This window comes from Rhizobium sp. LjRoot98, from assembly GCF_964252935.1.
GTDB lineage: Bacteria > Pseudomonadota > Alphaproteobacteria > Rhizobiales > Rhizobiaceae > Pararhizobium.
The window spans coordinates 464253-488228 of sequence record NZ_CAXUPW020000004.1 but is presented as its reverse complement, the minus strand read 5'-3'; the positions used below and the strand labels follow the sequence as shown (position 1 = coordinate 488228).

At 60.5% G+C, this 23976-nt stretch carries 20 protein-coding genes; 9 read left to right on the top strand and 11 right to left on the bottom strand.

The features are described 5' to 3' along the window. Positions 1-44 precede the first annotated feature (44 nt). The 7 genes from ACSQ3J_RS16700 to ACSQ3J_RS16670 all read left to right on the top strand — a co-directional run bounded on the left by ACSQ3J_RS16700 (position 45) and on the right by ACSQ3J_RS16670 (position 6742). On the top strand, positions 45-929 hold the full coding sequence (locus ACSQ3J_RS16700; protein WP_060506014.1) for a carbohydrate ABC transporter permease: 885 nt from the start codon (positions 45-47) through the stop codon (positions 927-929). Further along, positions 929-1774 carry a carbohydrate ABC transporter permease gene (locus ACSQ3J_RS16695; protein WP_060506013.1) on the top strand — a complete coding sequence of 282 codons (846 nt, stop codon included), beginning with the start codon at positions 929-931 and terminating at the stop codon, positions 1772-1774. Before ACSQ3J_RS16700 ends, ACSQ3J_RS16695 begins: the two co-directional genes overlap by 1 nt. Next, positions 1771-2793 carry an SIS domain-containing protein gene (locus tag ACSQ3J_RS16690; RefSeq protein WP_060506012.1) on the top strand — a complete coding sequence of 341 codons (1023 nt, stop codon included), beginning with the start codon at positions 1771-1773 and terminating at the stop codon, positions 2791-2793. The genes ACSQ3J_RS16695 and ACSQ3J_RS16690 overlap by 4 nt, the downstream gene beginning before the upstream one ends. A gap of 1 nt (position 2794) precedes the next feature. After that, positions 2795-3727, top strand: coding sequence for a PfkB family carbohydrate kinase (locus ACSQ3J_RS16685; protein WP_060506011.1), 933 nt, complete (start codon positions 2795-2797; stop codon positions 3725-3727). Further along, a complete protein-coding gene (locus ACSQ3J_RS16680) occupies positions 3724-4803 on the top strand; it encodes an ABC transporter ATP-binding protein (RefSeq protein ID WP_060506010.1) in 1080 nt (359 codons plus the stop codon). The genes ACSQ3J_RS16685 and ACSQ3J_RS16680 overlap by 4 nt, the downstream gene beginning before the upstream one ends. Before the next feature lie 83 nt (positions 4804-4886). After that, positions 4887-5984 (top strand): glycosyltransferase family 4 protein, encoded by a 1098-nt coding sequence (locus ACSQ3J_RS16675; RefSeq protein ID WP_060506009.1) that lies wholly within the window; start codon positions 4887-4889, stop codon positions 5982-5984. Then, positions 5981-6742, top strand: coding sequence for a polysaccharide deacetylase family protein (locus ACSQ3J_RS16670; protein ID WP_112834578.1), 762 nt, complete (start codon positions 5981-5983; stop codon positions 6740-6742). The genes ACSQ3J_RS16675 and ACSQ3J_RS16670 overlap by 4 nt, the downstream gene beginning before the upstream one ends. 7 nt (positions 6743-6749) lie before the next feature. Here the strand turns inward: ACSQ3J_RS16670 and ACSQ3J_RS16665 are convergent, their stop codons facing one another. Next, complete coding sequence (locus tag ACSQ3J_RS16665; protein WP_060506007.1) at positions 6750-7580, bottom strand: MBL fold metallo-hydrolase; 831 nt, start codon at positions 7578-7580, stop codon at positions 6750-6752. A gap of 228 nt (positions 7581-7808) precedes the next feature. On the opposite strand from ACSQ3J_RS16665, the gene ACSQ3J_RS16660 reads away from it, so the two are divergent. Beyond that, positions 7809-9590 (top strand): metallophosphoesterase family protein, encoded by a 1782-nt coding sequence (locus ACSQ3J_RS16660; RefSeq protein ID WP_060506006.1) that lies wholly within the window; start codon positions 7809-7811, stop codon positions 9588-9590. Positions 9591-9652: 62 nt separating this feature from the next. On the opposite strand, the gene ACSQ3J_RS16655 is transcribed toward ACSQ3J_RS16660, so the two are convergent. From ACSQ3J_RS16655 to ACSQ3J_RS16645, 3 genes are all read right to left on the bottom strand, one after another. Next, positions 9653-10123, bottom strand: a complete 471-nt coding sequence (locus ACSQ3J_RS16655) for a cyclic nucleotide-binding domain-containing protein (RefSeq protein WP_060506096.1) — start codon at positions 10121-10123, stop codon at positions 9653-9655. 125 nt (positions 10124-10248) lie between these two features. Beyond that, positions 10249-12966: an ABC transporter transmembrane domain-containing protein gene (locus ACSQ3J_RS16650; RefSeq protein ID WP_436039571.1), complete on the bottom strand. Its 2718-nt coding sequence runs from the start codon at positions 12964-12966 to the stop codon at positions 10249-10251. 8 nt (positions 12967-12974) lie between these two features. Next, positions 12975-13574 carry a hypothetical protein gene (locus ACSQ3J_RS16645; RefSeq protein ID WP_436039570.1) on the bottom strand — a complete coding sequence of 200 codons (600 nt, stop codon included), beginning with the start codon at positions 13572-13574 and terminating at the stop codon, positions 12975-12977. A 38-nt stretch (positions 13575-13612) separates the two neighbouring features. Between ACSQ3J_RS16645 and ACSQ3J_RS16640 the strand changes: the two genes are divergently transcribed. Beyond that, positions 13613-14290, top strand: coding sequence for a class I SAM-dependent methyltransferase (locus ACSQ3J_RS16640; protein WP_436039569.1), 678 nt, complete (start codon positions 13613-13615; stop codon positions 14288-14290). Positions 14291-14297: 7 nt separating this feature from the next. Here the strand turns inward: ACSQ3J_RS16640 and ACSQ3J_RS16635 are convergent, their stop codons facing one another. The 7 genes from ACSQ3J_RS16635 to ACSQ3J_RS16605 all read right to left on the bottom strand — a co-directional run bounded on the left by ACSQ3J_RS16635 (position 14298) and on the right by ACSQ3J_RS16605 (position 23942). Then, positions 14298-15443 (bottom strand): glycosyltransferase family protein, encoded by a 1146-nt coding sequence (locus tag ACSQ3J_RS16635; RefSeq protein ID WP_436039568.1) that lies wholly within the window; start codon positions 15441-15443, stop codon positions 14298-14300. Next, the gene (locus ACSQ3J_RS16630) at positions 15433-16680 is read right to left on the bottom strand and encodes a glycosyltransferase (RefSeq protein WP_436039567.1); all 1248 of its coding nucleotides are present in this window, start codon (positions 16678-16680) and stop codon (positions 15433-15435) included. Before ACSQ3J_RS16630 ends, ACSQ3J_RS16635 begins: the two co-directional genes overlap by 11 nt. Further along, positions 16677-17897 carry a glycosyltransferase family protein gene (locus tag ACSQ3J_RS16625; RefSeq protein WP_436039565.1) on the bottom strand — a complete coding sequence of 407 codons (1221 nt, stop codon included), beginning with the start codon at positions 17895-17897 and terminating at the stop codon, positions 16677-16679. Before ACSQ3J_RS16625 ends, ACSQ3J_RS16630 begins: the two co-directional genes overlap by 4 nt. Before the next feature lie 72 nt (positions 17898-17969). Beyond that, positions 17970-19145 carry an ABC transporter permease gene (locus ACSQ3J_RS16620; protein WP_436039563.1) on the bottom strand — a complete coding sequence of 392 codons (1176 nt, stop codon included), beginning with the start codon at positions 19143-19145 and terminating at the stop codon, positions 17970-17972. Then, on the bottom strand, positions 19142-20140 hold the full coding sequence (locus ACSQ3J_RS16615; RefSeq protein WP_060505998.1) for an ABC transporter permease: 999 nt from the start codon (positions 20138-20140) through the stop codon (positions 19142-19144). Before ACSQ3J_RS16615 ends, ACSQ3J_RS16620 begins: the two co-directional genes overlap by 4 nt. A 2-nt stretch (positions 20141-20142) precedes the next feature. Next, the gene (locus ACSQ3J_RS16610; protein ID WP_060505997.1) at positions 20143-22044 is read right to left on the bottom strand and encodes an ABC transporter substrate-binding protein; all 1902 of its coding nucleotides are present in this window, start codon (positions 22042-22044) and stop codon (positions 20143-20145) included. Then, positions 22041-23942: an ABC transporter ATP-binding protein gene (locus ACSQ3J_RS16605; protein ID WP_060505996.1), complete on the bottom strand. Its 1902-nt coding sequence runs from the start codon at positions 23940-23942 to the stop codon at positions 22041-22043. The genes ACSQ3J_RS16610 and ACSQ3J_RS16605 overlap by 4 nt, the downstream gene beginning before the upstream one ends. Positions 23943-23976: the final 34 nt, after the last annotated feature.

Sequence of the window (23976 nt, the reverse complement as noted above, 5' to 3'; positions counted from 1 at the left end):
TCGCCCCCCTTGCATCCCATGATATTTTCAGGAAGAGTTGCCCCATGTCCGGGACATCGATGACCACACGTGCATGGCTGCTGATGCTACCGCTGCTCGCCGTCATGATCGCCGTCATCGGCTGGCCGCTCGCCGATACTGTCGGGCTCTCCTTCACCGATGCCAAGCTGGTCGGTACGGCCGGTAATTTCGTCGGCATCGACAATTACGTGAAGACGCTGACCAGCTCCAATTTCCAGCGCACGCTGACGACGACGACGATCTTTGCCGTCATCTCCGTCTTTGCCGAAATGGTTCTCGGCGTTCTGGCGGCACTTCTGCTCAATCAGCAATTTTATGGACGCACCGTCCTGCGTGCGCTGATGATCCTGCCCTGGGCTTTGCCGACCGTCGTCAACGCCACGCTTTGGCGGCTGATCTACAATCCGGAATATGGTGCGCTGAACGCAGCGTTGACCCAGATCGGCATGCTCGATGCCTACCGCTCCTGGCTGGGTGAGCCCGGCACGGCGCTGGCTTCGCTGATCATCGCAGACTGCTGGAAGAATTTTCCGCTGGTGGCGCTGATTGCGCTGGCCGCCCTGCAAGCCGTGCCGCGCGACATCACCGCCGCATCGCTGGTCGATGGCGCCGGCCCCTTTGCCCGTTTCCGCTTCGTCATCCTGCCCTATCTGGCCGGGCCTTTGATCGTGGCGCTGGTGCTTCGAACCATCGAGGCGTTCAAGGTGTTTGACATCATCTGGGTGATGACCCGGGGCGGACCAGCCAACAGCACGCGCACGCTGTCGATCCTCGTCTATCAGGAGGCATTTTCCTTCCAGCGGGCGGGATCCGGTGCCTCGCTGGCGCTGATCGTCACGCTGCTGGTGGCTGTTCTGGCAGCTGTTTATGCCATGCTTGTCCGGCGCACAGCGGGGAGCACGGCATAATGGAACGCAAGAGTTTTCTCTTCTCCTTCTTCATCCATGCCTGCGCTCTCTTGCTTGCGGTCATTATCCTTGCACCGGTTCTGTGGCTGTTCGTCATGAGCATTTCACCGGCCGCTGACTTGACGGCAAAGCCGCTTGTCTGGTGGCCGCAGTCGGTGGACTTCTCACGCTATGCGACGTTGCTTTCCAGCGTTGAAAACAGCGCCGGTGCCGCCTTCGTGGCGTCGCTGACCAACAGCATTCTCGTTGCCGGCATGGCGACCATCGCTGCGCTGGCGCTTGCCATTCCCGCGGCCTGGGCCGTATCGCGCACGCCATCGGTCGGCTGGTCGCTCTATATGGTGATCGCCACCTATATGTTGCCGCCGGTGGCGCTGGCGGTGCCGCTTTATTTCGGCCTTGCGCATCTTGGCCTGCTCAACAGCGTTTTCGGGCTGGCGCTGGTCTATCTGACCATCCTTGCCCCCTTCACCACCTGGCTGATGAAATCCGGCTTCGATGCCATCCCGAGGGAGATCGAGGCGGCGGCGATGATGGACGGGGCAGGGCTGTTTGCAACGCTGCGGATCATCACCCTGCCACTGGCTGCCCCCGTGATGGCGACGTCGGCGCTGTTTGCCTTCCTGCTTGCTTGGGATGAATTCTTCTATGCACTGCTGTTCACCTCCGACCTGCGCGCCAAAACGCTGACCGTTGCCATCGCCGATCTCGCCGGTGGCCGTGTTTCCGATTACGGACTGATCGCAACCGCGGGCGTGCTTGCCGCCCTGCCGCCCGTGGTGATCGGCCTCGTCATGCAACGCGCCCTGATCTCCGGGCTCACCAGCGGCGGCGTCAAGGGATGACCATGACCTCCAACGATTATCGCCCGATCGGACTGCAAGCGATCGATCGCGAAATGGCACGGCAGAATGCCGATGCGATTGCCTCCTTCGAGAGCGCAGGCGAGAGAGCCAAAGTGATCGCCGCGTCACTGCGCGAGACCGGCGGCCTGCTTTTGCTCGGCATGGGCGGGTCGCATGCGGTCAATCGCGCCGTGGAACCGTTATATCGTGCGCTTGGCATTGAGGCGATTGCCGTCACATTGTCCGAACAGCTCGGCATGCCGCTGGCGATCGAAGGCCGCACCGTTTTGATCACCTCGCAGTCCGGCGAGAGTGCTGAGGTCCTGCGCTGGTTTTCAGAAACCGGTGGATCGGAAGATACATTCGGACTGACGCTGGAGGGGACGTCCTTTCTGGCTGGAGCCACGCCCTGCCTTGTCGGTGCCGGTGGTACGGAACTGGCCTTTGCCGCGACACGCAGCCTGACGGTCAGTTTCGCGCTGCATCTGGCAATTCTCGCGGCGCTCGGCGAGGACCCGGCCCCGGCGCTGGCTGTGCTTTCGGCGCCTGTTGAAAATGATGTGACGGCAGCGCTTACGGCTTTTGAAAACATCGGCGCGGTGGTCACTTCGGGGCGCCGCCTGCAGGGGCTGGCGGAAGCGCTGGCGCTTGGGCTGACGGAGCTTTCGCGTTATCCCTGTTTCTCGCTGGAGGGCGGACAGCTTCGGCACGGTCCGATGGAAATGCTGGGTCCGAAGATTGGCGTCGTGCTGTTTCGCGGTGATGACGCAACCGCCGATCTGGTGACGGCGATGGCTGTATCGGCGGTGGAGACAGGCTCTCCGGTTGTTGTTTTCGATGCGTCGGGGCAAGCGCCGGTGGCGGGGACAACGACGCTGAGCTTTGCGCCGGCGACGGGGTTTGCGGCCATCTTCTCGATGCTGCCGGTTGCCCAGCGCTTCATGATCGCCTTTGCCGAGGCCCGCGTCGAGAATGCCGGAACGCCGGTGCGCTCCACCAAGATTACCCGGAGCGAATGACATGCGTCCGCTTGCGGTGATCGGAAACGTCAATGTCGACCTGATCCTTGGACCGGCGGAGCCCTGGCCGAAGGCCGGCACCGAGATCATCGTCGATCACGATGAATTGCGTGTCGGCGGTTCAGCCGGCAATGCGGCCCTTGCCTGGAAGGCGCTCGGGGTCGATTTCGAGATCGCCGCCAATACCGGCACCGACGAGTTTGGCCGCTGGCTACGCGAGTCCTTCGGCTCTCAGGCGGAGAAATGGCCGGTTCGGCCGGAAGGGACGACGCTTTCGGTCGGCATCACCCATCCCGACGGCGAGCGGACGTTTTTCACGACCCGCGGACATCTGCCGCGGTTTTCACTCGACTGCGTGTTTGCAGCCCTTGACGGCGCCCGGCTGTCCGGTGGCTATGCGCTGCTTTGCGGCTCCTTCCTTACCGATGATCTGGCGGCGGATTACCCTTATCTGTTCGATTGGGCCGATACACACGGCATCACGCTGGCGCTCGACACCGGCTGGCCGCTCGACGGGTGGACCGAGAAAAACCGGCAGGCGACGCGCGGATGGCTATCGCGCTGCGGCTGCGCGCTATTGAACGAGGTGGAAACAACCACACTGTCCGGCCTTGCCGACCCCGTTGAAGCTGCCCGTGAACTCAAACGCCATATGCCCAAGGATGCCATTGTCGTCGTCAAGCGCGGTCCGGATGGGGCTCTTGCGATCGGCGCCGATGGTGCGCTGGTGTCTGCACCGGCACCGCCGGTCAAGGTCGTCGATACGATCGGTGCAGGCGATGTCTTCAATGCTGCGTTTCTGGCGGCGCTTGCCGAAGGCCTGCCGCTGCAGGAATGTTTGCAGGCCGGAACCACTGTTGCCTCGCGCGCCATTTCCACGCTTCCCCGCAACTATGGCGGCCCATTGTTGGCCGCGACCGGAGAGACCGCATGAGCGCGCTCGAAATCGAGAATATCCGCAAGACCTACGGCGCGCTGGAGACGCTGAAAGGCATCGACATATCGCTGGAAAGCGGCGAGTTCCTGGTGCTGCTCGGTTCCTCCGGCTGCGGCAAGTCGACCTTGCTCAACATCATTGCCGGTCTTGCAGAGGCATCGGGCGGCGATATCCGGATCGGTGGGCGCTCTATCCTGGGGGTGCATCCGAAGGACCGTGACATCGCCATGGTGTTCCAGTCCTATGCGCTTTATCCGAACCTCACGGTCCATCGCAATATCGGCTTCGGGCTGGAGATGCGCAAGGTTCCGGCCGCGGAGCGGGAAAAGGCGGTGCAGGAAACAGCCAGACTGCTGCAGATCGAAAATCTGCTGGATCGTAAGCCCGGCCAGCTATCCGGTGGCCAGCGTCAGCGTGTGGCGATCGGCCGGGCGCTGGTGCGCAAGCCGCAGGTTTTCCTGTTCGACGAGCCGCTGTCCAACCTCGACGCCAAGCTCAGAATGGAGACGCGCACCGAACTGAAACGGTTGCACCAGATGCTCGGCACGACGATCGTCTACGTTACCCATGACCAGATCGAGGCGATGACGCTGGCGACACGGATCGCTGTCATGCGCAACGGCCGGATCGAACAGCTTGGCACGCCGGAAGAGGTGTATGACCATCCGGCGACGCTCTATGTCGCTGGTTTTGTCGGCTCGCCGCCGATGAACGTGCTGGATGGTGTGGTCACGGGCGAGGGCGTGCAGCTGGACGGATCGGCTACGGTCATCACTCTGCCGGCGCGCTTCAAAAATGCAGCATCAGCCGAGCGGCGCGTCAAGCTGGGTGTCCGTCCGGAAGCGCTTCGCCTGACGGATGATGCGGCGGACAATCCCGTGCTGCAGGTGGAGATCGAGGTTGTCGAGCTGACTGGCCCGGAATTGGTGGTGACGGGTCGGGTCAGTGGACAAAAGGTCACCGCCTGCCTGCCGCCGCGTACCAAGCTGACGGTAGGCATGAAACAGGCCTTTGGGTTCGACGACGACGCTCTGCATCTGTTCGATGCGCAGACGGAACTCGCACTCGGCTGACCGGGCACCCGGTTAGCGCAGTTTGCAAACTACCCGGCAGGGCTGGTTCCCAACGGTGGTGCTATGTTCTAGAAACGCATCTGATGAAGATCGCATTCTATAGCCCGCTCAAATCCCCCAATCACCCCGTTCCCTCCGGCGACCGGCTGATGGCGCGCCTGCTGATGGCAGCGCTGGTCAAGGCAGGCCATCAGGTGGAAATTGCTTCAGAGCTTCGGGCTTTCCTGCCGGATGCTTCGGCTGATGCAATCGAAACACGGGCCGCAGCGATGGCCGCAGAACGCGCGCGGATTTCGGCGCTCTGGCGCGAGCGCGGCGCACCGGATCTCTGGTTTTGCTACCACCCCTATTACAAGGCGCCGGATCTGATCGGCCCGGCGCTCGCCCGGAAATTTGGCCTGGGTTATGTGACGGCGGAAGCGTCCTATTCTGCCCGGCGCAATCAAGGGCTTTGGGCGGATATGCAGCAACAGGTGCTGGATGCCGTGAAACAGGCATCGGTGAATATCTGCCTGACCCGGCGAGATTTCGATGGGCTTGCAGCGGCAGGGCCGGAGGCACGCCTGGCGCTTTTGCCGCCGTTCATTGACCCGGCACTATTGCTTGAGACGCAACCGCACCCTCAACACGGACGGTTGGTCACGGTTGCGATGATGCGCTCCGGCGACAAGATGGACAGTTATGTCATGCTGGCCGATGCGCTTTTGCGGCTGACGCATCTGCCCTGGCAGCTTTCCGTCGTTGGCGACGGACCGCGTGCTGCCGATGTGCGTGCATTGTTTGCCGGGTTCGATGCGGACCGGATTGTCTGGCACGGCGAAAAATCGGCAACCGAAATCGCCGATCTCCTGTCGGGATCATCGCTCTACGTTTGGCCGGGGTGCGGCGAGGCTTATGGTCTAGCCTATCTCGAAGCACAAGCCGCAGGGTTGCCTGTTATCGCACAGGAGATTGCTGGCGTGCCTGAGGTGGTGGTGCAGGGGAAAACGGGCCTGTTGACACCGCCGGGAGATGTCGATGCCTATGCGCAGGCGATCGGGCGGCTGCTGACGGATGACGGCGAGCGGCAGGCGCTTGCCGGCGCGGCTAGATCCTTTGCTGTTGAGGAGCGTTCGCTTGAGCGGGCGGCGGTGCGGTTAAGTGCGATCCTCGACGAATATATAAAAGCGGGTACCACATGATGGGTGAATTCGAAGCAGCGATCGTTGGCGAACTGGATCGCTGGCATCAGGCGGGTAAGGTGGCGCAGTTCTGGCTGCGGGATGACGATGCCATCGAGCCAACGGGAGCCCTCGACCGGTTGCTGGATGTATCAAACAAGTTCGCAGTGCCGCTGACGCTGGCGGTCATTCCGGCGCATACCGGCACGGCGCTGGCCGAACGGCTGCAGGCGGAACCATTGTGTTCCGTTGTAGTACACGGCTGGTCACACCGCAACCATGCAAGCGCCGACGAGAAGAAGCAGGAACTTGGCCGGCATCGCCCGGCGGAGGACGTCCTTGGCGAGTTGAAGCGGGGTTTCGACCAGCTTGCCGCGCTCTATGGCGGACAGTTTGTGCCGATGCTGGTGCCGCCGTGGAACCGGATCGATGCAATACTTCTGCCGGAATTGACGGGACTTGGATTTCAAGCCCTGTCGGTCTATGGCCCGGAAAAGCCGACCGCCTTGCCGCTGATCAATACGCATGTGGATGTGATGGACTGGCATGGGACGCGGGGAGGACGTGACCGGCAGGCACTGGCTATCGAGATTGCCGCGCGCTTGCGGTTCATGTTCGATCATGGCGGGGCAATGGGGCTTCTGACCCATCATCTGGTGCATGACGCGGCGGTCTGGGATTTCATGAATGCACTGTTTGCCGTGACCGCAGGCCATCCCGCCTGCCGGTGGACCCCGGTTGCGGATATCCTTCGGGAGCAGCAGGCCTCAACCGTCTAAGGCTGCCTCAGAGATCGATCACCTGACCGTCACGGGCGGTAATCGCGCCGTTGAATTCCCGGCCAGCCAGCCGCTGGATTTCGTCGAGTTCGGTGTCGGTGCGCAGCGGCGAATGGTGGATGAAGGCGACCTGCTTGGCCTTTGCCGTCTTGGCGAGCCGGATGCCTTGCTGCCACGTGGAATGGCCGTAGCCGACATGGCGGTGCATTTCGTCGTCGGTATACATGCAATCGTAGAGGAAGAGGTCGCAGCCATCGATCAGGTCGAGCACGGCGGGATCGAGCGTGCCGGGCTTGTGTTCGGTATCGGTGACCAGCGCCACGGCGCGGCCGCCCCATTCGACGCGGTAACCGATGGCGCCGCCCGGATGATTGAGACTGCCCGTACGGATCGTCACACCAGGATAGGGAACAAGCGCATCGCCGGAGCGGAAATCGCGGCAGTTGATCGAGGCGCGGCAGATATCCGGCTCCACCGGGAACCACGGCGGCCGCATGAATTCGCCGATCATCTGGCGGGTGGACATGCGTCCGGCCAGATGTCCCGACCAGAGAGTTACCGATGCATGCGGGTCAAACAGCGCCGGCAGATAGGGCAGGCCGACAATGTGATCGTAATGGCAGTGGGTGAAAAACAGGTTGAAGTCGGAAACGCCTTCGGATTTCAACGCCTGGCCGGCAGGCATCAGGCCGGAGCCGGCATCAAACAATAGCCTATGCGGCCCGCATTGCATCTCGATGCAGATGGTGTTGCCGCCATAATTCTGGAACTCGGCCCCCGAGACCGGGAGGCTGCCACGCACACCCCATAATCGCACCCGAAACACGTTTTCGTTCACTCTCTCGCCTCAGTCACGGAAAACTATCTTGCCTTTCCGTCTGCAACTGTCCCACTTAACTCTTAAGGTCGTCTTTTTGTCGTGCTTGATTAACCAAGCCGCATTTCCGCCATGTTAGCTAAACTGCTTGGGTTAAGCGAGACTTCAATTCGCTTTTTCTTTGCACATATGCGAGAGACGGAGAGAAACGAATCCGGTTTGAACGTGCAGACGGAAAATACCGACAGAATGCCGACCGCAGAGCACCCGCGCATCGCCATTGTCGCCGATGCGCATTTCCATGATCTCTATGCCGACTACGGCTTTGCCGGTATCATGCAGGATGACCGCCGGCTGACGTTCCGGCTGTTGGCCGACACGGCCCGCTCGACGCGGGTTTTCAACGAAAGTTATTTCGCGCTTCATTACACGCTTGATGATATCGCGGCACGAGGCATCCGCCATGTCGTGCTGCTTGGCGATTATTCCGATGACGGGCAGGTGGAAACCGTCAAGGGTGTCAAGCGGGTGCTCGACAATTACACGGAGCGGTTTGGCATGCGGTTTTATGCCACCACCGGCAATCACGATATTTTCGGGGCGGATGGGCGCCACCGCGCCAAGCGCTTCCTCAACGAAGACGGTGGCTACAGCATTCTCAGCAGCGACCCGCATCTGCGCGACCGGGGTGCGCATGCGGTCATCGCCAGTGATCGGATGTATTGCCAGGGTTATCCGGACGGGCTGGATGCCATGGCGGATTTTGGGTTTTATCCGCGGCCGGGCGATCTGCACTGGGAAACGCCGTTTGGCATCGATGGCGATCCAGCAGCACGGTTCTACGCGGTCCATTCGCCGGATGGAAACACCACGCGCCGGCTGATGGATGCGTCCTATCTGGTCGAGCCCTTTCCCGGCGTCTGGCTGCTGATGATCGATGCCAATGTCTTTGCGCCTGTCGATGGGGTCGTCCCCGGCGAAGCCGGCGATCTCGCTGACAGCACCAGCGCCGGCTGGAACGCGATGCTGGTACACAAGCGGTTCGTTCTGGACTGGATGGCCGATGTTTCCCGCCGGGCGCGGGACGAGGGCAAATGCCTTTTGGCGTTCTCACACTATCCGGTTCTGGATCCGCTTGACGCAACTGTCGATGACGAGGTGGCACTGCTTGGCCGGACAGGCATGGCGGAACGCATTCCCCGCATCGACGTTGCAGAGGCGTTGATCGACGCGGGTATCGATATCCATTTCAGTGGGCATCTGCATGTCAACGATACGGCGCAGTACCGCAGCGGCGAGCGCTTCCTCACCAATATCGCCATGCCGTCGCTTGTGGCATTTCCGGGCGCCTACAAGATCATCACCATCGGAGAATGCAATTTCGGCATCGAAACGGTTGGCCTCGAGGCGATGCCGCTCGATGATGATCTGCGGCAGGCTTATGGCAGGGAGATTTTACCGTCGCGGCTGGAAACCGGCGGCCTGCTGGATGTGGACAGCTATGGTGATTTCCTGTTCGAACATATCGGCCATCTGGTCGGACGGCGTTATCTCAAGCGGGAATGGCCGAAGGATATTGCCGCGCTGATCCGCGGTCTCGATCTCGCCGATCTGGCGGCTCTGGCGTTGATCAATGTGCCGGTTGGCGCTGAGGATGCAATGATGGCAATCACCTCTGCCCGCGACGACACGGAGCTGCAGCAGCGGTTGGCCACGCGCTTGACTGAACGCGGAACGGAGATCGGGACACTCCGCGGAATGCCAGCGCTGGCATTTCTGGCGGACTGGTACCGGGTCCGGATGGGAAGCGAACTTGCGCTGGACTGGATCGGCGCAGACAAGATTTCAGCCTACCTGGCCGTCGGGCAACTGTTTTCGGATCGCGATAACAAGGAGCCGGGCGCAGTGCAGACGCAGTTCGCCGTGATATTCCGGATGTTGGCGAAATACCTCTCCGGCCTGCCGTCGCGAAACTTCAGCATCGACCGGAAAAGCGGAGTGATCGAACTGTGGAAGCCTCCCGCAGGCTGACGCTTTGGCGACCCTTGCGGAGTTCGAACCTGCGACAACCTGCTTAGAAGACAGGTGCTCACTCAGTGCAGGTCAGAGTCCTTGCGTGCACGGCTGCGGGCTTCGGACAGCTCGCTGGTCGTATGGCTGAGGCGATCAGCCAGGACGCGCATGATCTCGATGGTGATTTCGGGGAAGTCGGTGAGCAGCTTGAGGAAATGTTCCTTGCGGATGCGCAGGGCTTCCAGCGGCGTCGTTGTCTGCACTGTGGCGGTTCGCGAAACGTCGCAAAGGATGGCGATTTCGCCGACGATGGAGTTGGTCTCGACTTCGGCGATTTTGATCGGGCCGGTCGAGGAATCGACCAGGATATCCGCTCTGCCCGCCAAGACGACATAGGCCGCATCACCGGTATCGCCCTGATGGAAAAGCGCTTCGCCCGGATCATAACTCACGCGGTCGGAGGTGAACGCGAGAAGTTTCAGTTTGCCCGGTTCGACATTCGAAAACAGCGGCACGCGCCGCAGCATTTGAACTTCATCCTTCAACAGCATAGTCGTGCCCATTCCCCATTTTTTTCTTCCTCCCGGATCATCCGCCGGTGACGGTCACCGGCGTTGGCATCGCGAGGATTGCCCTGCCTGCATCCCCGTCGCACGCTTGGACTTCTCCACTGGCATTATGATGACACAAGCTCCTTAAAGATACCGTTATTCTTGACCAGCGCCGCATGCGTTCCTTCTTCCACAAGCAAGCCGCGGTCAAAGACAAGCACACGGTCGAACAGACTGGACAGCGCAGTGTTTGAAAGGACCCAGACGACTGCCGGATCGCGCCCGTCCCGGCGCACCAGCTTCAGCACGTCGCGGACGATTTCATCCTGAAGACGGTGATCGAGGCCGGGCAGGGGCCGGTTGAAGATGTAATATTCAGACTTGCGGACCAGGGCACGCGCCAGATTGAGTTTCTGCCGCTGCACTGCAGTCAGCCGTTTGCCGCCGGCACCCAGATTGAAATCCAGGCCGATATCGATGACGCGTTCGAGCAGGCCGAGCGAGTTCAAAAGCGAGCTGACGATCGAGCGAATGCGCTTCGACCCGTCGCTATGCTTGTGGCTGATGCGGCCAAACAGGATGTTGTCCATCAGGCTTGCTGACGCCAGATAGTGTTCCGGGTCGTAGCGCTCGATATCGCCACGCATATTGTCGGGCAGGCCGTCGTGGAACTGACGGCGCACATCGACGATCTTGGCCATCAGTTCGTCCGTCAAAAGACCGAAACGATGCCGCGGTTCGACATAGCGGAAGCTCAGGCGAATGATCTGGCCGCGATCATCTTCCGAGGCGGCATCAAAGCCCTTGCCCTTCAACTTCTGCAGCAGCAGCTGATAATCGGGAATGTCATCCGCCGTCATGAAGGTCAGCTGCTGGAAGAACGGATGATCCGGCGGCAGGTCGGCGAACAGTTCCACCGCGTTTTCGGCGATGCTGTAGCCCATGTCGAACAGGATGCGGTCTAGGCCGGAGCGGCCGACGACGGAGCGGAAATAGGCGTTCTTGCCGATTGCCTTGCCGATGAATGCCGGGCCGGTTGCAGTGCCGAACAGAAGGTTTTCGCCGACTGTCGCCTCGGTATTGTAAGCGCCAGGCTCGAAGGAGACGACGAGGCTGCTGAGGCCCGCCTCTTCCAATTCGTCGCGAAGGGCGTGGCGCATCTCGACGATGCCCTCGGCAAGGCCGGGGTGCTCATCAGGGGACACGGTACTGCGAAGCGCGAGGTCGAGAATGTCCTTTGACAGTTGCACCGTGTCGAGCACCGAAAGAACCGGTGTGAAGAGATCGTCGCGGTTGGTCGCGTTGGCGGCCTCGTAATCGATCCAATCACTGTTTACGTCGTAGTCCGGATTGCCGGCGAGTTTCGCCTCGGCGATCTGCCACTTGCGATGCGCAGCGCCGCTGCCTTCATAAACGGCTTCCTTCAGAGGCGCGTGCTTGAGGCCGTAAAGCAGATTGTCGCGAAGGCTTCCGTAGAAGAAATAGGCATCGGAGGAAACATAGGAGATCGCCCGGCCCGTGACCGATTCCGGTATTTCCAGCAGATCATCGCCACCTGCCGTTACCTTGCCGCTCTCCGGCCATGTGAGCCGCGCAAACGCTTCCGCCAGCATGTCGCCGCCACCGGCGGCACCCCCGACGATGGCAACGGTTTCGCCGGGATGGATCTGGACCGACACGCGCTCCAGAAGCTTGGCGCCGCTATCGTCGGCCAGCGACAGGTTGACGGCTGCCAGCGGATGCTTCAGCGAACCGGCGTCCTTGACGGCTATGGCCTGGATGGCCGGATCGATGGTCTTGTCGACACTGAACTGCTCGACGACCTGAACATACTTGACCTGAACATCCTGGCGGGTCTGGTCCCAGTCGATCAGGTCCTTCAGCGGGCCGGGCAGGTCCTTGTAGGCGCTGATCACGGCGATCAGCTGACCGATGTCGAGACGGCCTTGCAGGGCCAGGTAACCGCCGATGCAATAGAACAGGAAGGGGGTGAGCTGGGCGAGGAAGTTGTTGATGAACTTGACCAGGAATTTCCACTGATAGAGGTCGTAGCGGATCTTGAAGATGCGGCCGAGGCGCGCGGCGATGTCGGCGCGTTCGTAGTTGGATGTGTCATAGGCGTGGATGGTGCCGATGCCGTCGACAATCTCGCTGACGCGGCCGGCGAGTTCCCGGGCGGTGATCTGGCGTTCACGGCCGAGCACCAGCAGGCGCCGGCGCATGCGCGGAATGATCACGGCCTGGACGCCGACCATGACGGCTGCGATCAGGCCAAGCCAGGCATTTTGCATGAAGATGAAGAACAGGGCCGTCAAGGCCTGGCCGCCGAGCAGGGCGGGCTGGACGAAAGCATCACCGGTGAAGCCACCGAGCGGCTCGACCTCGTCCTTCACCATGCTGGACACTTCAGCGCCCTTCATCCGCTTGAACTGGCCGGGCGGGAAACGCAGAATCCGGTCGACGAGTTCGAAGCGGATGCGGCGCAGCAGGCGCTCGCCAAGCCGGCCCTTGTAGGTGTTGATGTAGAACTTGAAGAGGCCGTTGATGATGACCAGCAGCAGGAAAACCATGCTGAGGGCAAACAGGGTCTGCATGCGGGTCAGTTCAACGCCGTCAAACAGCGTCACGGTTCCGAGCCATGGCAAGTCGAAACTGATATTCATGAATGTTTGGGTGGCGCCCGGCTGGTCAAACCCCTGACCCTGGATCGGCCCGTTGACGATCTGCTTGGGCAGGTCGAAGGACAGGAAATAGGGGATCATCGAGACGGCGACGACCAGAAGGATCCAGAGCTGCTGGCCTCTCGTGTGCGTCCAGATGTAGCGGGCTATGCTTTTTTCCATGGGGAGATTCAACTGGCCGTATAGCGGGTGTCAAGGACGTAGAAGCGCCGGGCAGCATAGGGTGTGCCGGCGATCTCCGGGTCGTGCAGATGAAGATCGAATTGTCCACGAACCGTCACTGCCGGACGGCTGACGATATGCGGGACCTGGGAGGCGGCGCGTTCGAGTTCCGGTGCGTATTCGATCACGACGGTCTTGGCGTTTTCGATCAGCGAGAACAACAGGTCGCCGAGCGGATCCTTGCGGCCGAACGGTTTCAGCGAGTAACCGAGCAGGACGAGACCATAGCTTCCGGGCTGATAATGATAGTCGATCTGCTGGAACTTGGCCGGAATATGCCGCACATGGCAATGCTGGCCGTTCAGCTCGTTTGCCTCATAGGCCTCCGTCTTCGGATCGACGGAGGTGACCGATAGCGGATGATGGGTCAGATAAGGGGTGATTGGACGGATATGGCCGCCGATTTCCAGGATGTGCGGGCAGTCGCGCATGAAGTGGGCAGCAAAGACCTGCCGCATGGTTGCGCCCAGTCCTGCCAGATGCGGTATGTCCTTTCCCGCCTCCAGGGGCGGCGAAACGGAGGTGGCATCCTTCAGGTTGACTTGCATTCCTTGCACTCCAGAAAAGTCCAGACTACAACACGCGCATGATGAAAACCACCCGATCAAACGAAGCAAACACAACAGATTGGCACGAGAGTGCCTTCGATATCATCCGCGGTCTGTCCGCCTATACGGGAAGCTCTCTGATAGAAGGCCTTGCGAAAGTCATCGCCAAATATCCGGATGCGGACCTCGGCACGGCCTTCAACCACAAGCAGGTTGGAAGCAAGATATGGGCACGCGAAAAGCTGTTTGAAAGCCTTGGCGGAAAATTTAAGCACATCGTCCTGCTCGGCGGCTGGTATGGCGTGCTTCCGGCCATGTGTTTCGATGACAGCCGCTTCGACATCGACCTGTTCGAAAGCATCGACATCGATCCGGCCGTCGCCGAAATCGCTGAGACGTTGAACGCCAAAGTTGGTGAGCGTTTCCGCACGACCACGCACGATATGTATACGGTCGATTACAGCACCCGCGGCGCCGATCTCGTCATCAACACCAGCTGCGAGCACATTGCCGATCTGCCGGCATGGCTGGCTCTATTGCCGCGCGGCACCAAGGTGCTGCTGCAGTCGAACGATTATTTCAGCGAGCCGACCCACATCAACTGCGTGCCGTCGCTGGAGGCCTTCAAGGAGCAGACATCACTTAGCCACCTGGCCTTTGCCGGGTCGCTGAAGATGAAGAAATATACCCGTTTCATGGTGATCGGGACGGTCTGATCCTCGATCAGATCAATCCGCGCAGGATTTCGGCGGTGCGATGGGCGCCGTCGAGATCGAGCGTGTGCGGCGGGCGGTTCGTCGCTGCAAGCGCTGTTTCGATCGCCCGCGTCATGCTCTCTGCCGACAGATCGTCCTCGGTCAGGACATGGGCCAGCCCAAGCTTTTCGAGGCGTTCGGCCCGAACCGTCTGCTCGGTTTCGCCGCCAGCGGTGAAGGGGATGAGCAGGGCATGGCATCCGGCCCGCAGGATGTCGCAAACGGTGTTGTAGCCCGCCTGTGAGACCGACAGTTTCGCACCGGCGAGAAGGCTCGCGAAATCCGGACGGAAGCGGTAGACGCTGACATGGGCCGGCGCATCGGCCGAGATCGCGTCGAAGTCGGACTGTGGCAGGTTGGGGCCGGTGATCAAGGCCCAGGACAGTGAACCGCCGATCGATTTTGCCGCTTCGAGGGCGGCGCGGATCAAGGCATTGCCGACGGCGCCGCCACCGGCCGAGACGATAACGTCGAAACGCTCTGTTGGCTGCGCAGGGGCGGGGGCTGCGACCAACCCGGTATAGATGACTTTGTCCGTAATTTCGGCAGCCAGCGGAAACGTGTCCTCCAGCCGGGCAAAGGCGGGGTCGCCATGCACCAGAACCCGGTCGAAATACTGCTTCACCAGGGCAACCGTTTCTTCGTCGCGGCCGGGCTTGGAGCGTTCCTGCAGGATATCGCGCAGCGACGTGACGACCAGCGGCTTGTTTTCCATCGCCGCAATCGCCTCAAGCAGCGGCAAAAGTTCGAACCGGACCTGACGGCGGCCGAACGGGAATGCTTCGATGATGACGATATCGGGCTGGCTTTGGTGAAAGGCGGCGAGCAGTTGTTCCTTGCGGCTTTCCTTGAAGGCGTCATCGACCGGATTGCCATTGATATCGGCGAGCCCCGAAAAGCCGGCATCACCTGACGTGATCGGCGGCAGGGCGACATGCTGGACGAGTGGGCCGGGGAAACCGGGCACCGGGGTGCCGCCGGTAACGACCGTCACCTCGAAACCGTCTTCGGCCAGCGCGCGGGCGATACGGCTTGCCCGGGCAAGATGGCCGATGCCGAGCAGGTGCTGCACATAGAAAAAGGCGCGGGGGCCTCTTGGTCTGCTATCGGTCATTCCGCCACTCACTCTCAAACAGGTCTTTCAATTGGCGGATGCTGGTCTGATGGTCGAAGTGACCACGGACCTTGCGTTCGGCTGCTTCACCGAGACGCTTGCGCAGCGCCGGATCGCGGATGGCTTGCTCCAGCGCGCGTGAAAGCGGTTGTGGGCATTCCGGCGGGACCACAAAGCCGTTTTCGCCATCGGTGAGAAGCTCGGGTATCCCGGAAATATCCGTCGATATGCAGACCAGCGCCTGGCTCGATGCCTCGACGATCACGTTTGGCAATCCGTCCCGGTCACCATCGGCGGTGATGCGGCAGGCAAGCGCAAAGATATCGGCGGTGCGATATTGCTGCAGCACTTCGGTCTGCGACAGCGATCCGTGCCAAACAATTTTCTCGGCGATGCCAAGTTCGGATGCGAGTGCTTGAAGCTTCTTCAAGAGATCGCCGCCACCGATATGGACGAGCCGCCAGTTGAGACCGGCAGGCAAGAGGCTCAGCGCCCGCAAAAGGATATCGAAGCCCTTCTTCTCGACCGCGCGGCCGACGCTGACGATCGTGACGGGATGTGCGGGATCGGAGCCGTCATAGTCAGGGCGAGTACCGTCAAAGGGTGCGAAACGGCTGAGATCGAGGCCATGGTAACTCAAGTGGACATGGGGCTTGCCGCCGGCAAGATGGCGCAGGTGCTCAAAGCCGGTCTGCGTGCAGGTCACGGTCCAGCGGGTACTGGCGAGCTTGCCGGCCAGTTCCCATTCCGGGGATGTCCAGATGTCCTTGGCATGGGCCGAACAGGTCCAGCCGATGCCGGTGATCATGCTGGCATAGCGGGCGACGGAGGCGGGGGTATGGATGAAATGCGCGTGCAGCCATTTGCCGCCCGTTGGCCATTCGGCAGAGAGAACCATCGCCTGGCCGAAGCGGCGAACCCGGTTGCGGGTCCGGTCGCGCCAAAGATCGCTGACGAACGCGGGCAAAGCGCGCCAGAAGCCGGTTTTTGGCAGGCAGCGGAAGAGCGCACGGGCGACCCGAGCCGGTTCCTCGTGCAGATATTCCGGCAGATAATGGACCGGGGCGCGGATTTCGTCATGGATCGGATGGCGCTTCTTGTCCGTCGGCCGACGCAGTGCCACCAGCTCAAGGTCGAAGCCCGCGCGTTCCAATCCAAGCAGTTCCTGGGCAATGAAGGTTTCCGACAGGCGCGGATATCCCTTCAGCACCACGACGATCTTGCGGCGTTCAGTCAATTCTGGCTCAATCCCTTGACGACCTTCAAATGCTCGCGGTCGCGGCGGCCAAGCCATTCTCCGACGATCTGCGAGATGTTCGCCAGACCTTCAAGCGTCATGCCCTTGGCGCTCTTTGAGGGTGGATCGCGCGCGGGCAACGCCTTGAGTGCGGCGGCAAAGCGCATCGGGTCGGCCGCCTCTTCGGGCAGAAGCATGTCGATCAGCCCAAGCTCTGCGGCGCGGCTGGCGCGGATAAGCTGTTCTTCGCGCGGCATGACCCTCGGGACGATCAGCGCCGGTTTGTCGAAGGACAGAATCTCGCAATAGGTGTTATAGCCGCCCATGGCGAGCACGGCCTTGGCGCCAGCGATCAGCTCTTCCATGCGGTTGTCGAACTCGATCACCTCAAGATAAGGGATCTTCGCGCATTTTATCAACAGCTTGTGGCGCTGCTTGACCGGCATATAGGGACCGAGCACGATCAGCGACTTGTGCGTCAGGGTCGGGTCTTCCTGATAGGCATCGATCACATCGTGGATTAGGTCGGAGCCGTCGCCGCCGCCACCCGTGGTGATCAGAATATAGTCGCCCTTTGGCTTGTGTTCGGATTCGACATCCTGCGAGACGCTTCTCTGCAGAAAGCCGACGAAATCCATCTTGCTGCGCACGGTCGGGGGTACGTCGAGGCCGACGAGGGGATCGTAGAAATCCGGTGGGCCATAGACCCAGACGCTGTCGTAGAACTGGCCGATCTTTCGCATCACGTCATTACGCTTCCATTCCGCATCAAGCAGATGCGGCGCGTCCATGACTTCGCGCAGGCCAAGAACCAGGGTCGTTCCCTGTTTTTTCAGATAGGCGAGGGTGTCCTCGACTTCGCCCTGCAGCCCCATCGGTTCCTTGTCGACAATGAAGATGTCCGGCTGGAATGTCTCTGCCGTGTGACGGATGATCGATTTGCGCATCTTCATCGTCTCGTGCAGGTCGATATGCCTGTCCATCGAGGTGTATTCGCCGTTGCGCAACTTGATGACGCTGGGGATTTTGACGAAATCAACGCGGGCGCGATAATCGAAGGCACCGGCAATGGTCGCGCCTGAAATGATCAGGATGTTGACGCCGCGATAGTCCTCGACCAGCGAATGCGCGATCGTCCGGCACCGTCTGAGGTGACCGAGGCCGAACGTGTCATGGCTGTACATGAGGATGCGGGCGTCTTCGATCCGGCGCGTCATAAGCGGGGCCTCTTATCTCCCATGGCGTTGCCAATCTCCGGAAGGAGCGTCCTTAGCATATGGGTATCCACTTCACTTGTACGGATCGGCTGCATCGCGCAATCCGTCGCCCAGGAAATTGAACGCCAGAATCACGAGGATGACCGGGATGGTTGGAAACAACAGCCATGGATAAAAAGCAATGACGCTGACGCTGCGGGCTTCGGTCAGAAGAATACCCCAGCTGGTGATCGGCGGGCGCAGACCAAGGCCAAGGAAGCTTAGCGCCGTCTCGCCCAAGATCATGCCGGGGACCGCGAGCGTCGCCGTTGCAATCAGGTGCGACATGAAACCCGGCACGAGGTGGCGACCGATGATACGGCCTGAGCCGGCACCCATCAACTGGGCTGCCTGCACATAGTCCTCTTCGCGCAAGGCCAAAAGTTTGGAGCGCACCGCGCGCGCCAGCCCTGTCCAGTCGAGCAGGCCCAGAATGGCGGTGATGCCCAGGTAGATCAGGATCGGGCTCCAGGTCACCGGCATGATGGCCGCAAGCGCCATCCATAGCGGAATGCTCGGTATCGATTGCAGCACCTCGATGATACGCTGGACGATCAGGTCGAAGACACCGCCGTGGTAGCCTGCAAGTCCACCAATGGTGATGCCCAGCACAAAGCTCATGGTGATGCCGAGCAGGCCGATGGTCAACGATATCCGCGCTCCATAAAGGATACGTGACAGCACGTCGCGGCCGAGCCGGTCGCTCCCCAGCAGGAACATTTGCCCGTCCTTGGCAGGGCAGGCCAGATGCACATTGGTCTGCACCAGGCCCCAGAATTTATAGCCATCGCCGCGGCAGAAGAAGCGGATCGGTTCGACCTGATCCGGCTTGTCCGTATAGATGCGGCGCAGCGTATCCATATCGAGCGTCATCGTACGGCCATAGACGAACGGTCCGACGAATTTTCCATCGTGGAAAAGATGGACGCGTTGCGGCGGCGAATGGATGAAATCGACGTTGCGGGTATGCAGGTTGTACGGGGCCAGGAACTCCACGATCGCAATGGTCGCGTACAGGAAGGCCAGGAAATACAAGGAAAACAGCGCCAGCCGGTGCTTCTTGAATTTCCACCACATCAGCCGCAATTGCGAGGCCTGATAGATCCGCGATTGCTCTTCGGTCATCGCATCGACGGAGTGCGGATCGAAGGGTGCCGTTGAAACGTAGTGCGACAGCGGTTCGCCGGATTGGGGGAGGGATACCGTCACTTGGTGCTACCGCCTTGCAGTCTGATGCGCGGATCAAGCAATGCGAGCGCGATGTCAGAAATCAGCACGCCGATCACGGTGAGGAAGGCCAGGAACATCAGGAACGAACCAGCAAGATACATATCCTGACTTTGCAACGCTTTGATCAGCATCGGTCCCGTCGTTTCGAGCGAAAGCACGATCGCCGTGATTTCCGCCCCTGAAATAATTGCCGGCAGGATCGAGCCGATATCCGAAATGAAGAAGTTCAGTGCCATGCGCAGCGGATATTTGACCAGTGCGCGGAACGGATGCAAGCCCTTGGCGCGGGCAGTCACGACATATTGTTTCTGCAGTTCGTCGAGCAGATTGGCGCGCAAACGGCGGATCATGCCGGCAGTGCCTGCCGTGCCGACGATCAGCACCGGTATCCACAGATGTTCGAGAATGGACTTCGCCTTTGCCCAGCTCATCGGTTCGGCCAGATATTTCTGGTCCATCAGATGGCCGATCGAGGTGCCGAACCAGATATTGGCGAAATACATCAGGATCAGCGCGAACATGAAGTTCGGAATGGCGATGCCGATCAGTCCGATGAAGGTGAGGCCGTAATCGCCCCAGCTGTATTGATGCGTGGCGGAATAGATGCCGATCGGAAAGGCGATCAGCCAGGTGAACAGGATGGTAACGAAGGAGACCAGCACGGTCAGCCACAGCCGGTCGCCCACCACCTCGTTGACCGGCAGCTGGTATTCGAAGGAATAGCCATAATCGCCCTGCACCAGGCCCGCGGCCCAATGGAAATAACGCATCACCGGGGGTTGATCGAAGCCGTATTCCTTACGCAAAGCATCGATCTCGGCGGTGTCCACGGCTTCGCCCTGGGCACGAAGTTCGGCAATGTAGCTCTCGAAGTAATCACCCGGCGGCAGTTCGATGATGGTAAAGACCAGCGCTGAGATGATCACCAGCGTCGGGATCATCGCCAGGATACGCCAGAAAATGTAACGCAACATGGTCAGCTAACCTCTTCGCTGTACCAGAACGTATCTGGCATGTAGACCCCGAGATAGCAGGTCGGGTCGAAACCGTAGAGGCCTTTTTCGGGAATGTTGCGGATATAGGCGGAGTGCATGATCGGCTGGAGTGCTGCGTTGACGATGCCGATCGAGAAGACGTTCTGTGTATAGATTTCCAGCATTTCGTGCCAGATACGCGTTCTGTCTTCCTTTTCGACGGTTTTTCGCCATTCCTTGAGCAGATCGATCAGCTTGATTGCTTCGGGCAACTCTGGCGCACTGCCGTTCTGTCCGATGGACAGGTAGTACATGCCCCATGCCGGCCACTGAAACTGGTCGTCTCTGCTGGGTGCAAGATCGCCGGGGTTCATATCGGCTGTGGGCACACCGTTTTCGATGCCTGACCACATCGACATCATGATCTCGCCGCTCATCGTCCGGCTGCTGAAAACGTCCCGTTGCGAGGTCTTGATAAAAAGCGCGAAACCGATTTTCGCCCAATGGTCCTTGATGAGTTCCAGCACGTCGGTCTCGAGCGTGCTCTCACCGGCGGTCTCGACGACGATCTGGGCTTCCCGTCCGTCGGGCAGGAGACGGATGCCGTCGCTGTTGCGTTGCGTCAGGCCGACCTCGTCGAGCAGCCTGTTGGCCTGATCCGGATCATGGCTGGCCCAGGCCGCCGCGTATTCCGGTTTGAACAGCGGGCTGTCCGGCAGGATGGTATCGGCACTTTCGCTGGCAAGGCCGTAAAAGCTGACCATGTTGATTTCGTGCCGGTCAATCGCCAGAGACAGGGCGCGGCGGAAGCGGACGTCCCAGAACAGATCGCGCCAGACCTTGTCGGCACAGTTGAGGTTCGGCAGAAGGGTAAGGCGGGAGCCTTGAATACGTTTCCAGAGATTGACCTTCACGGGATAGCGTTTTTCCGCATCCTTGAAGAAGGCGTAGTCGGAAAAATCGACGCCGGTGGACTGCAGGTCGGTTTCACCGGCACCCGTCTTGGCCGCGATGATTTCCGACGAGCTGATATTGAGCAGCCAGCGATCGATATAGGGCAGCTGCAAGCCGTTTTCGTCGATCCGGTGGAAGAACGGGTTGCGCTCGAACACGAACTGCTCGGCTGGCGGGGCCGTGCGCGGAATCCACGGATCCAGCGACGGCAGGTCGGGATTTTCAGGCCGGTACTGGCGCGACATCTTGATGTGCAGATCGGCCCATTTCTTGACGCGATACCGTTTCATCAGCGCCGAGAGGCGGAAATCGTCCTGATACTTCTTGTGGAAATGCCGCATATAGGCCGACGGCATCAGGATGACGACCGGGGAAGCGGCTGCGAGGCCCGGCAGGAAATCCGGGTTCGGCACTTTCCAGGTATAGCGTACGGTCAGTTCGTCGATGATCTCGAAAGTCGGCCCTTCGCCATCGGCGAGAAGTTCGCGCTGGACGCCGCCTTTGCGCAGATCCTTGTTGAGGATGACATCTTCCCAGGTATAGCGGAAATCCTCGGAGGTCAGGTAGCTGCCGTTCGACCAGCGGTGGCCATCACGGATCTTGAAGGTGAAGATCCGGCCTTCCTGAACGTCGAAGCTTTCCAGAATATCGGGCTGGAATTTCAGGTCCTCGGTATAGCCGACCAGACGGGCATAGCCGTTGATCGTCATCATCCGGATGTCCTTCTGGCTGCCGATCAGCATCCGGACGGTGCCGCCATACTTTCCGGGCTCACGGCCCATGGCGGCGAGATTGACGCGCCGTGGGTTTTTCGGCAGGCGATCCGGCAGGTCAGGCAGGGCCTGAGCCCGCAGAAAGGGCCTCAGGAATGGCGGCTCCGGTGTCGCTCGTGCGATGCCGGGTACGAGGGCGGTAGCAAGCAGGCCAAGGGTAGTGCGCCGTGTGATCATGGTACGAGCTCCCTGACATCGGCGCTCTTTCGCGCCAGAACAAGATGACCGTTGCCGAGGTCTGCCGTCCCCAGCACATTTGCGTCTCCATCATCGGAAAAATGCTTGCCCCAGCTGCGCTTGTCGGCGGCGCCACTGGGATTGAGCAGCGAAAAGTCGAGTGGCCGGTCGAGATCGGGGAAGGGCACGGCGGCGAGCAGCGATTTGGTGTAGGGATGAACGGGCGCTTCCATCAGCGTCTCGCGCGGGGCGATTTCCACAATGCGGCCACCACACATCACCGCGATCCGGTCGGCCATGTAGTCGACGACGGCGAGGTTGTGCGAGATGAACAGGTAGGTAAGTCCCAGCTCCTTCTGCAGATCCTTCAGCAAGTTGAGGATCTGCGCCTGAACCGACACATCGAGCGCCGAAACAGGCTCGTCGCAGATCAACAGGTCAGGTCCGAGCGCCAGTGCTCTGGCAATGCCGATGCGCTGCCGCTGGCCACCCGAAAAGCTGTGTGGATAGCGATTGAGGTGGCGTTCGCTGAGGCCGATCGCTTTCAGCAGCGCGGTCACTCTTTCCACGCGGGACTTGCCATTGCCGCGGCCATGGATTTCGAGTGGTTCGCTGAGGATGTTCTGCACCGTCATGCGTGGCGACAGCGAGGAAACCGGATCCTGGAACACCATCTGGACTTTGGTGCGCAGGTCCTGCAATTCCGAACCTTCCGCCTTCAACACGTCGATCGGGCCGTCGCTGCTGTTGAGCATCACGGCGCCGGTGTCCGGCGTCACTGCGCGCATCAGGATCTTGCTGAGCGTGGTCTTGCCGCAGCCGCTTTCGCCCACCAGCCCAAGACATTCGCCGCGCATGATGTCGAAGCTGACGCCGTCGACGGCCTTGACAGCGGCTGCCGCGTCCTTGCTCATCCAGCTCGATTTGCGGGTGGTGAAGGTCTTGCTGACATCACGCACGGATAGCAGGATTTCCGGCTTTAGCGCTTCGTCGGCAGCAATGATCTTCTTCTTGCCAAGCAGGCTGCTTGTATTGACAGGGACCTCGCGCAGTGCCTTCAGGCGTTCGCCGGGCTTCATGTCGAAATGCGGAACGGCTGCCATCAGGCCTTTGAGATAGGGATGCGAGGGATTGCGGAAAATCGCCTCCACCGGTCCGGCTTCCATGATCTCGCCGTGATAGATGACCACAACCTCGTCGGCGACATTGGCGACGACACCGAGATCATGGGTGATCAGCAACATCGCCATGTTCAGCTTGGTCTGCAGGCTGCGCAACAATTGCAGAATCTGCGCCTGGATGGTCACATCGAGCGCAGTCGTCGGCTCGTCGGCAATCAGAAGCGCGGGATTGCAGATCAGCGCCATGGCGATCATGGCGCGCTGGCGCATGCCACCCGACAGCTCGAAAGGGTACATATCGAAGGCGCGTGACGGCTTGGGAAACCCGACCAGTCCCAGCATTTCCTCGGTGCGGTCGCGCCGCTCGCGGCTGGACATATGCGTATGGATTTTCAGGGACTCGCTGATCTGATTGCCGACCGTGTGCAGCGGCGACAGCGAGGTCATCGGCTCCTGGAAGATCTTGCCGATGCGGTTGCCGCGCAGATTGCGGATTTCCCGTCCGTCGCGCGGCATGGCCAGAAGATCGACCGGTTGTTCGTCCTGGGCAGGATCGCAAAAGAGAATGCGGCCGCTACAGGTGGCGGATTTCGGCAGGATGCCCATCACCGCCTGGCTGATCACAGATTTCCCGGAGCCGGATTCGCCGACCAGCGCAGTCACCTTGCCTGGCAGGACGCGCAGGCTAGCATTGCGGACGGCATCGATCTGCCCACCGAGCATCGCGAACGAGATATTCAAATTCTCGATCCGCAGCAGGTCCGCGCCTGATTTCATGCGAGCAAGTGTCCTTGTTTCACGGCGGCCCGCG

Bases quoted from the DNA above. Each gene is read 5' to 3' on its own strand.
- ACSQ3J_RS16685 (WP_060506011.1), top strand. From the start codon at position 2,795: ATGCGTCCGCTTGCGGTGATCGGAAACGTCAATGTCGACCTGATCCTT.
- ACSQ3J_RS16615 (WP_060505998.1), bottom strand. From the start codon at position 20,140: ATGTTGCGTTACATTTTCTGGCGTATCCTGGCGATGATCCCGACGCTG.
- ACSQ3J_RS16645 (WP_436039570.1), bottom strand. From the start codon at position 13,574: ATGCAAGTCAACCTGAAGGATGCCACCTCCGTTTCGCCGCCCCTGGAG.
- ACSQ3J_RS16650 (WP_436039571.1), bottom strand. From the start codon at position 12,966: ATGGAAAAAAGCATAGCCCGCTACATCTGGACGCACACGAGAGGCCAG.
- ACSQ3J_RS16655 (WP_060506096.1), bottom strand. From the start codon at position 10,123: ATGCTGTTGAAGGATGAAGTTCAAATGCTGCGGCGCGTGCCGCTGTTT.
- ACSQ3J_RS16700 (WP_060506014.1), top strand. From the start codon at position 45: ATGTCCGGGACATCGATGACCACACGTGCATGGCTGCTGATGCTACCG.
- ACSQ3J_RS16605 (WP_060505996.1), bottom strand. From the start codon at position 23,942: ATGAAATCAGGCGCGGACCTGCTGCGGATCGAGAATTTGAATATCTCG.
- ACSQ3J_RS16695 (WP_060506013.1), top strand. From the start codon at position 929: ATGGAACGCAAGAGTTTTCTCTTCTCCTTCTTCATCCATGCCTGCGCT.
- ACSQ3J_RS16610 (WP_060505997.1), bottom strand. From the start codon at position 22,044: ATGATCACACGGCGCACTACCCTTGGCCTGCTTGCTACCGCCCTCGTA.
- ACSQ3J_RS16670 (WP_112834578.1), top strand. From the start codon at position 5,981: ATGATGGGTGAATTCGAAGCAGCGATCGTTGGCGAACTGGATCGCTGG.
- ACSQ3J_RS16680 (WP_060506010.1), top strand. From the start codon at position 3,724: ATGAGCGCGCTCGAAATCGAGAATATCCGCAAGACCTACGGCGCGCTG.
- ACSQ3J_RS16675 (WP_060506009.1), top strand. From the start codon at position 4,887: ATGAAGATCGCATTCTATAGCCCGCTCAAATCCCCCAATCACCCCGTT.
- ACSQ3J_RS16635 (WP_436039568.1), bottom strand. From the start codon at position 15,443: ATGACCGATAGCAGACCAAGAGGCCCCCGCGCCTTTTTCTATGTGCAG.
- ACSQ3J_RS16640 (WP_436039569.1), top strand. From the start codon at position 13,613: ATGATGAAAACCACCCGATCAAACGAAGCAAACACAACAGATTGGCAC.
- ACSQ3J_RS16660 (WP_060506006.1), top strand. From the start codon at position 7,809: ATGCCGACCGCAGAGCACCCGCGCATCGCCATTGTCGCCGATGCGCAT.
- ACSQ3J_RS16625 (WP_436039565.1), bottom strand. From the start codon at position 17,897: ATGACGCGCCGGATCGAAGACGCCCGCATCCTCATGTACAGCCATGAC.
- ACSQ3J_RS16690 (WP_060506012.1), top strand. From the start codon at position 1,771: ATGACCATGACCTCCAACGATTATCGCCCGATCGGACTGCAAGCGATC.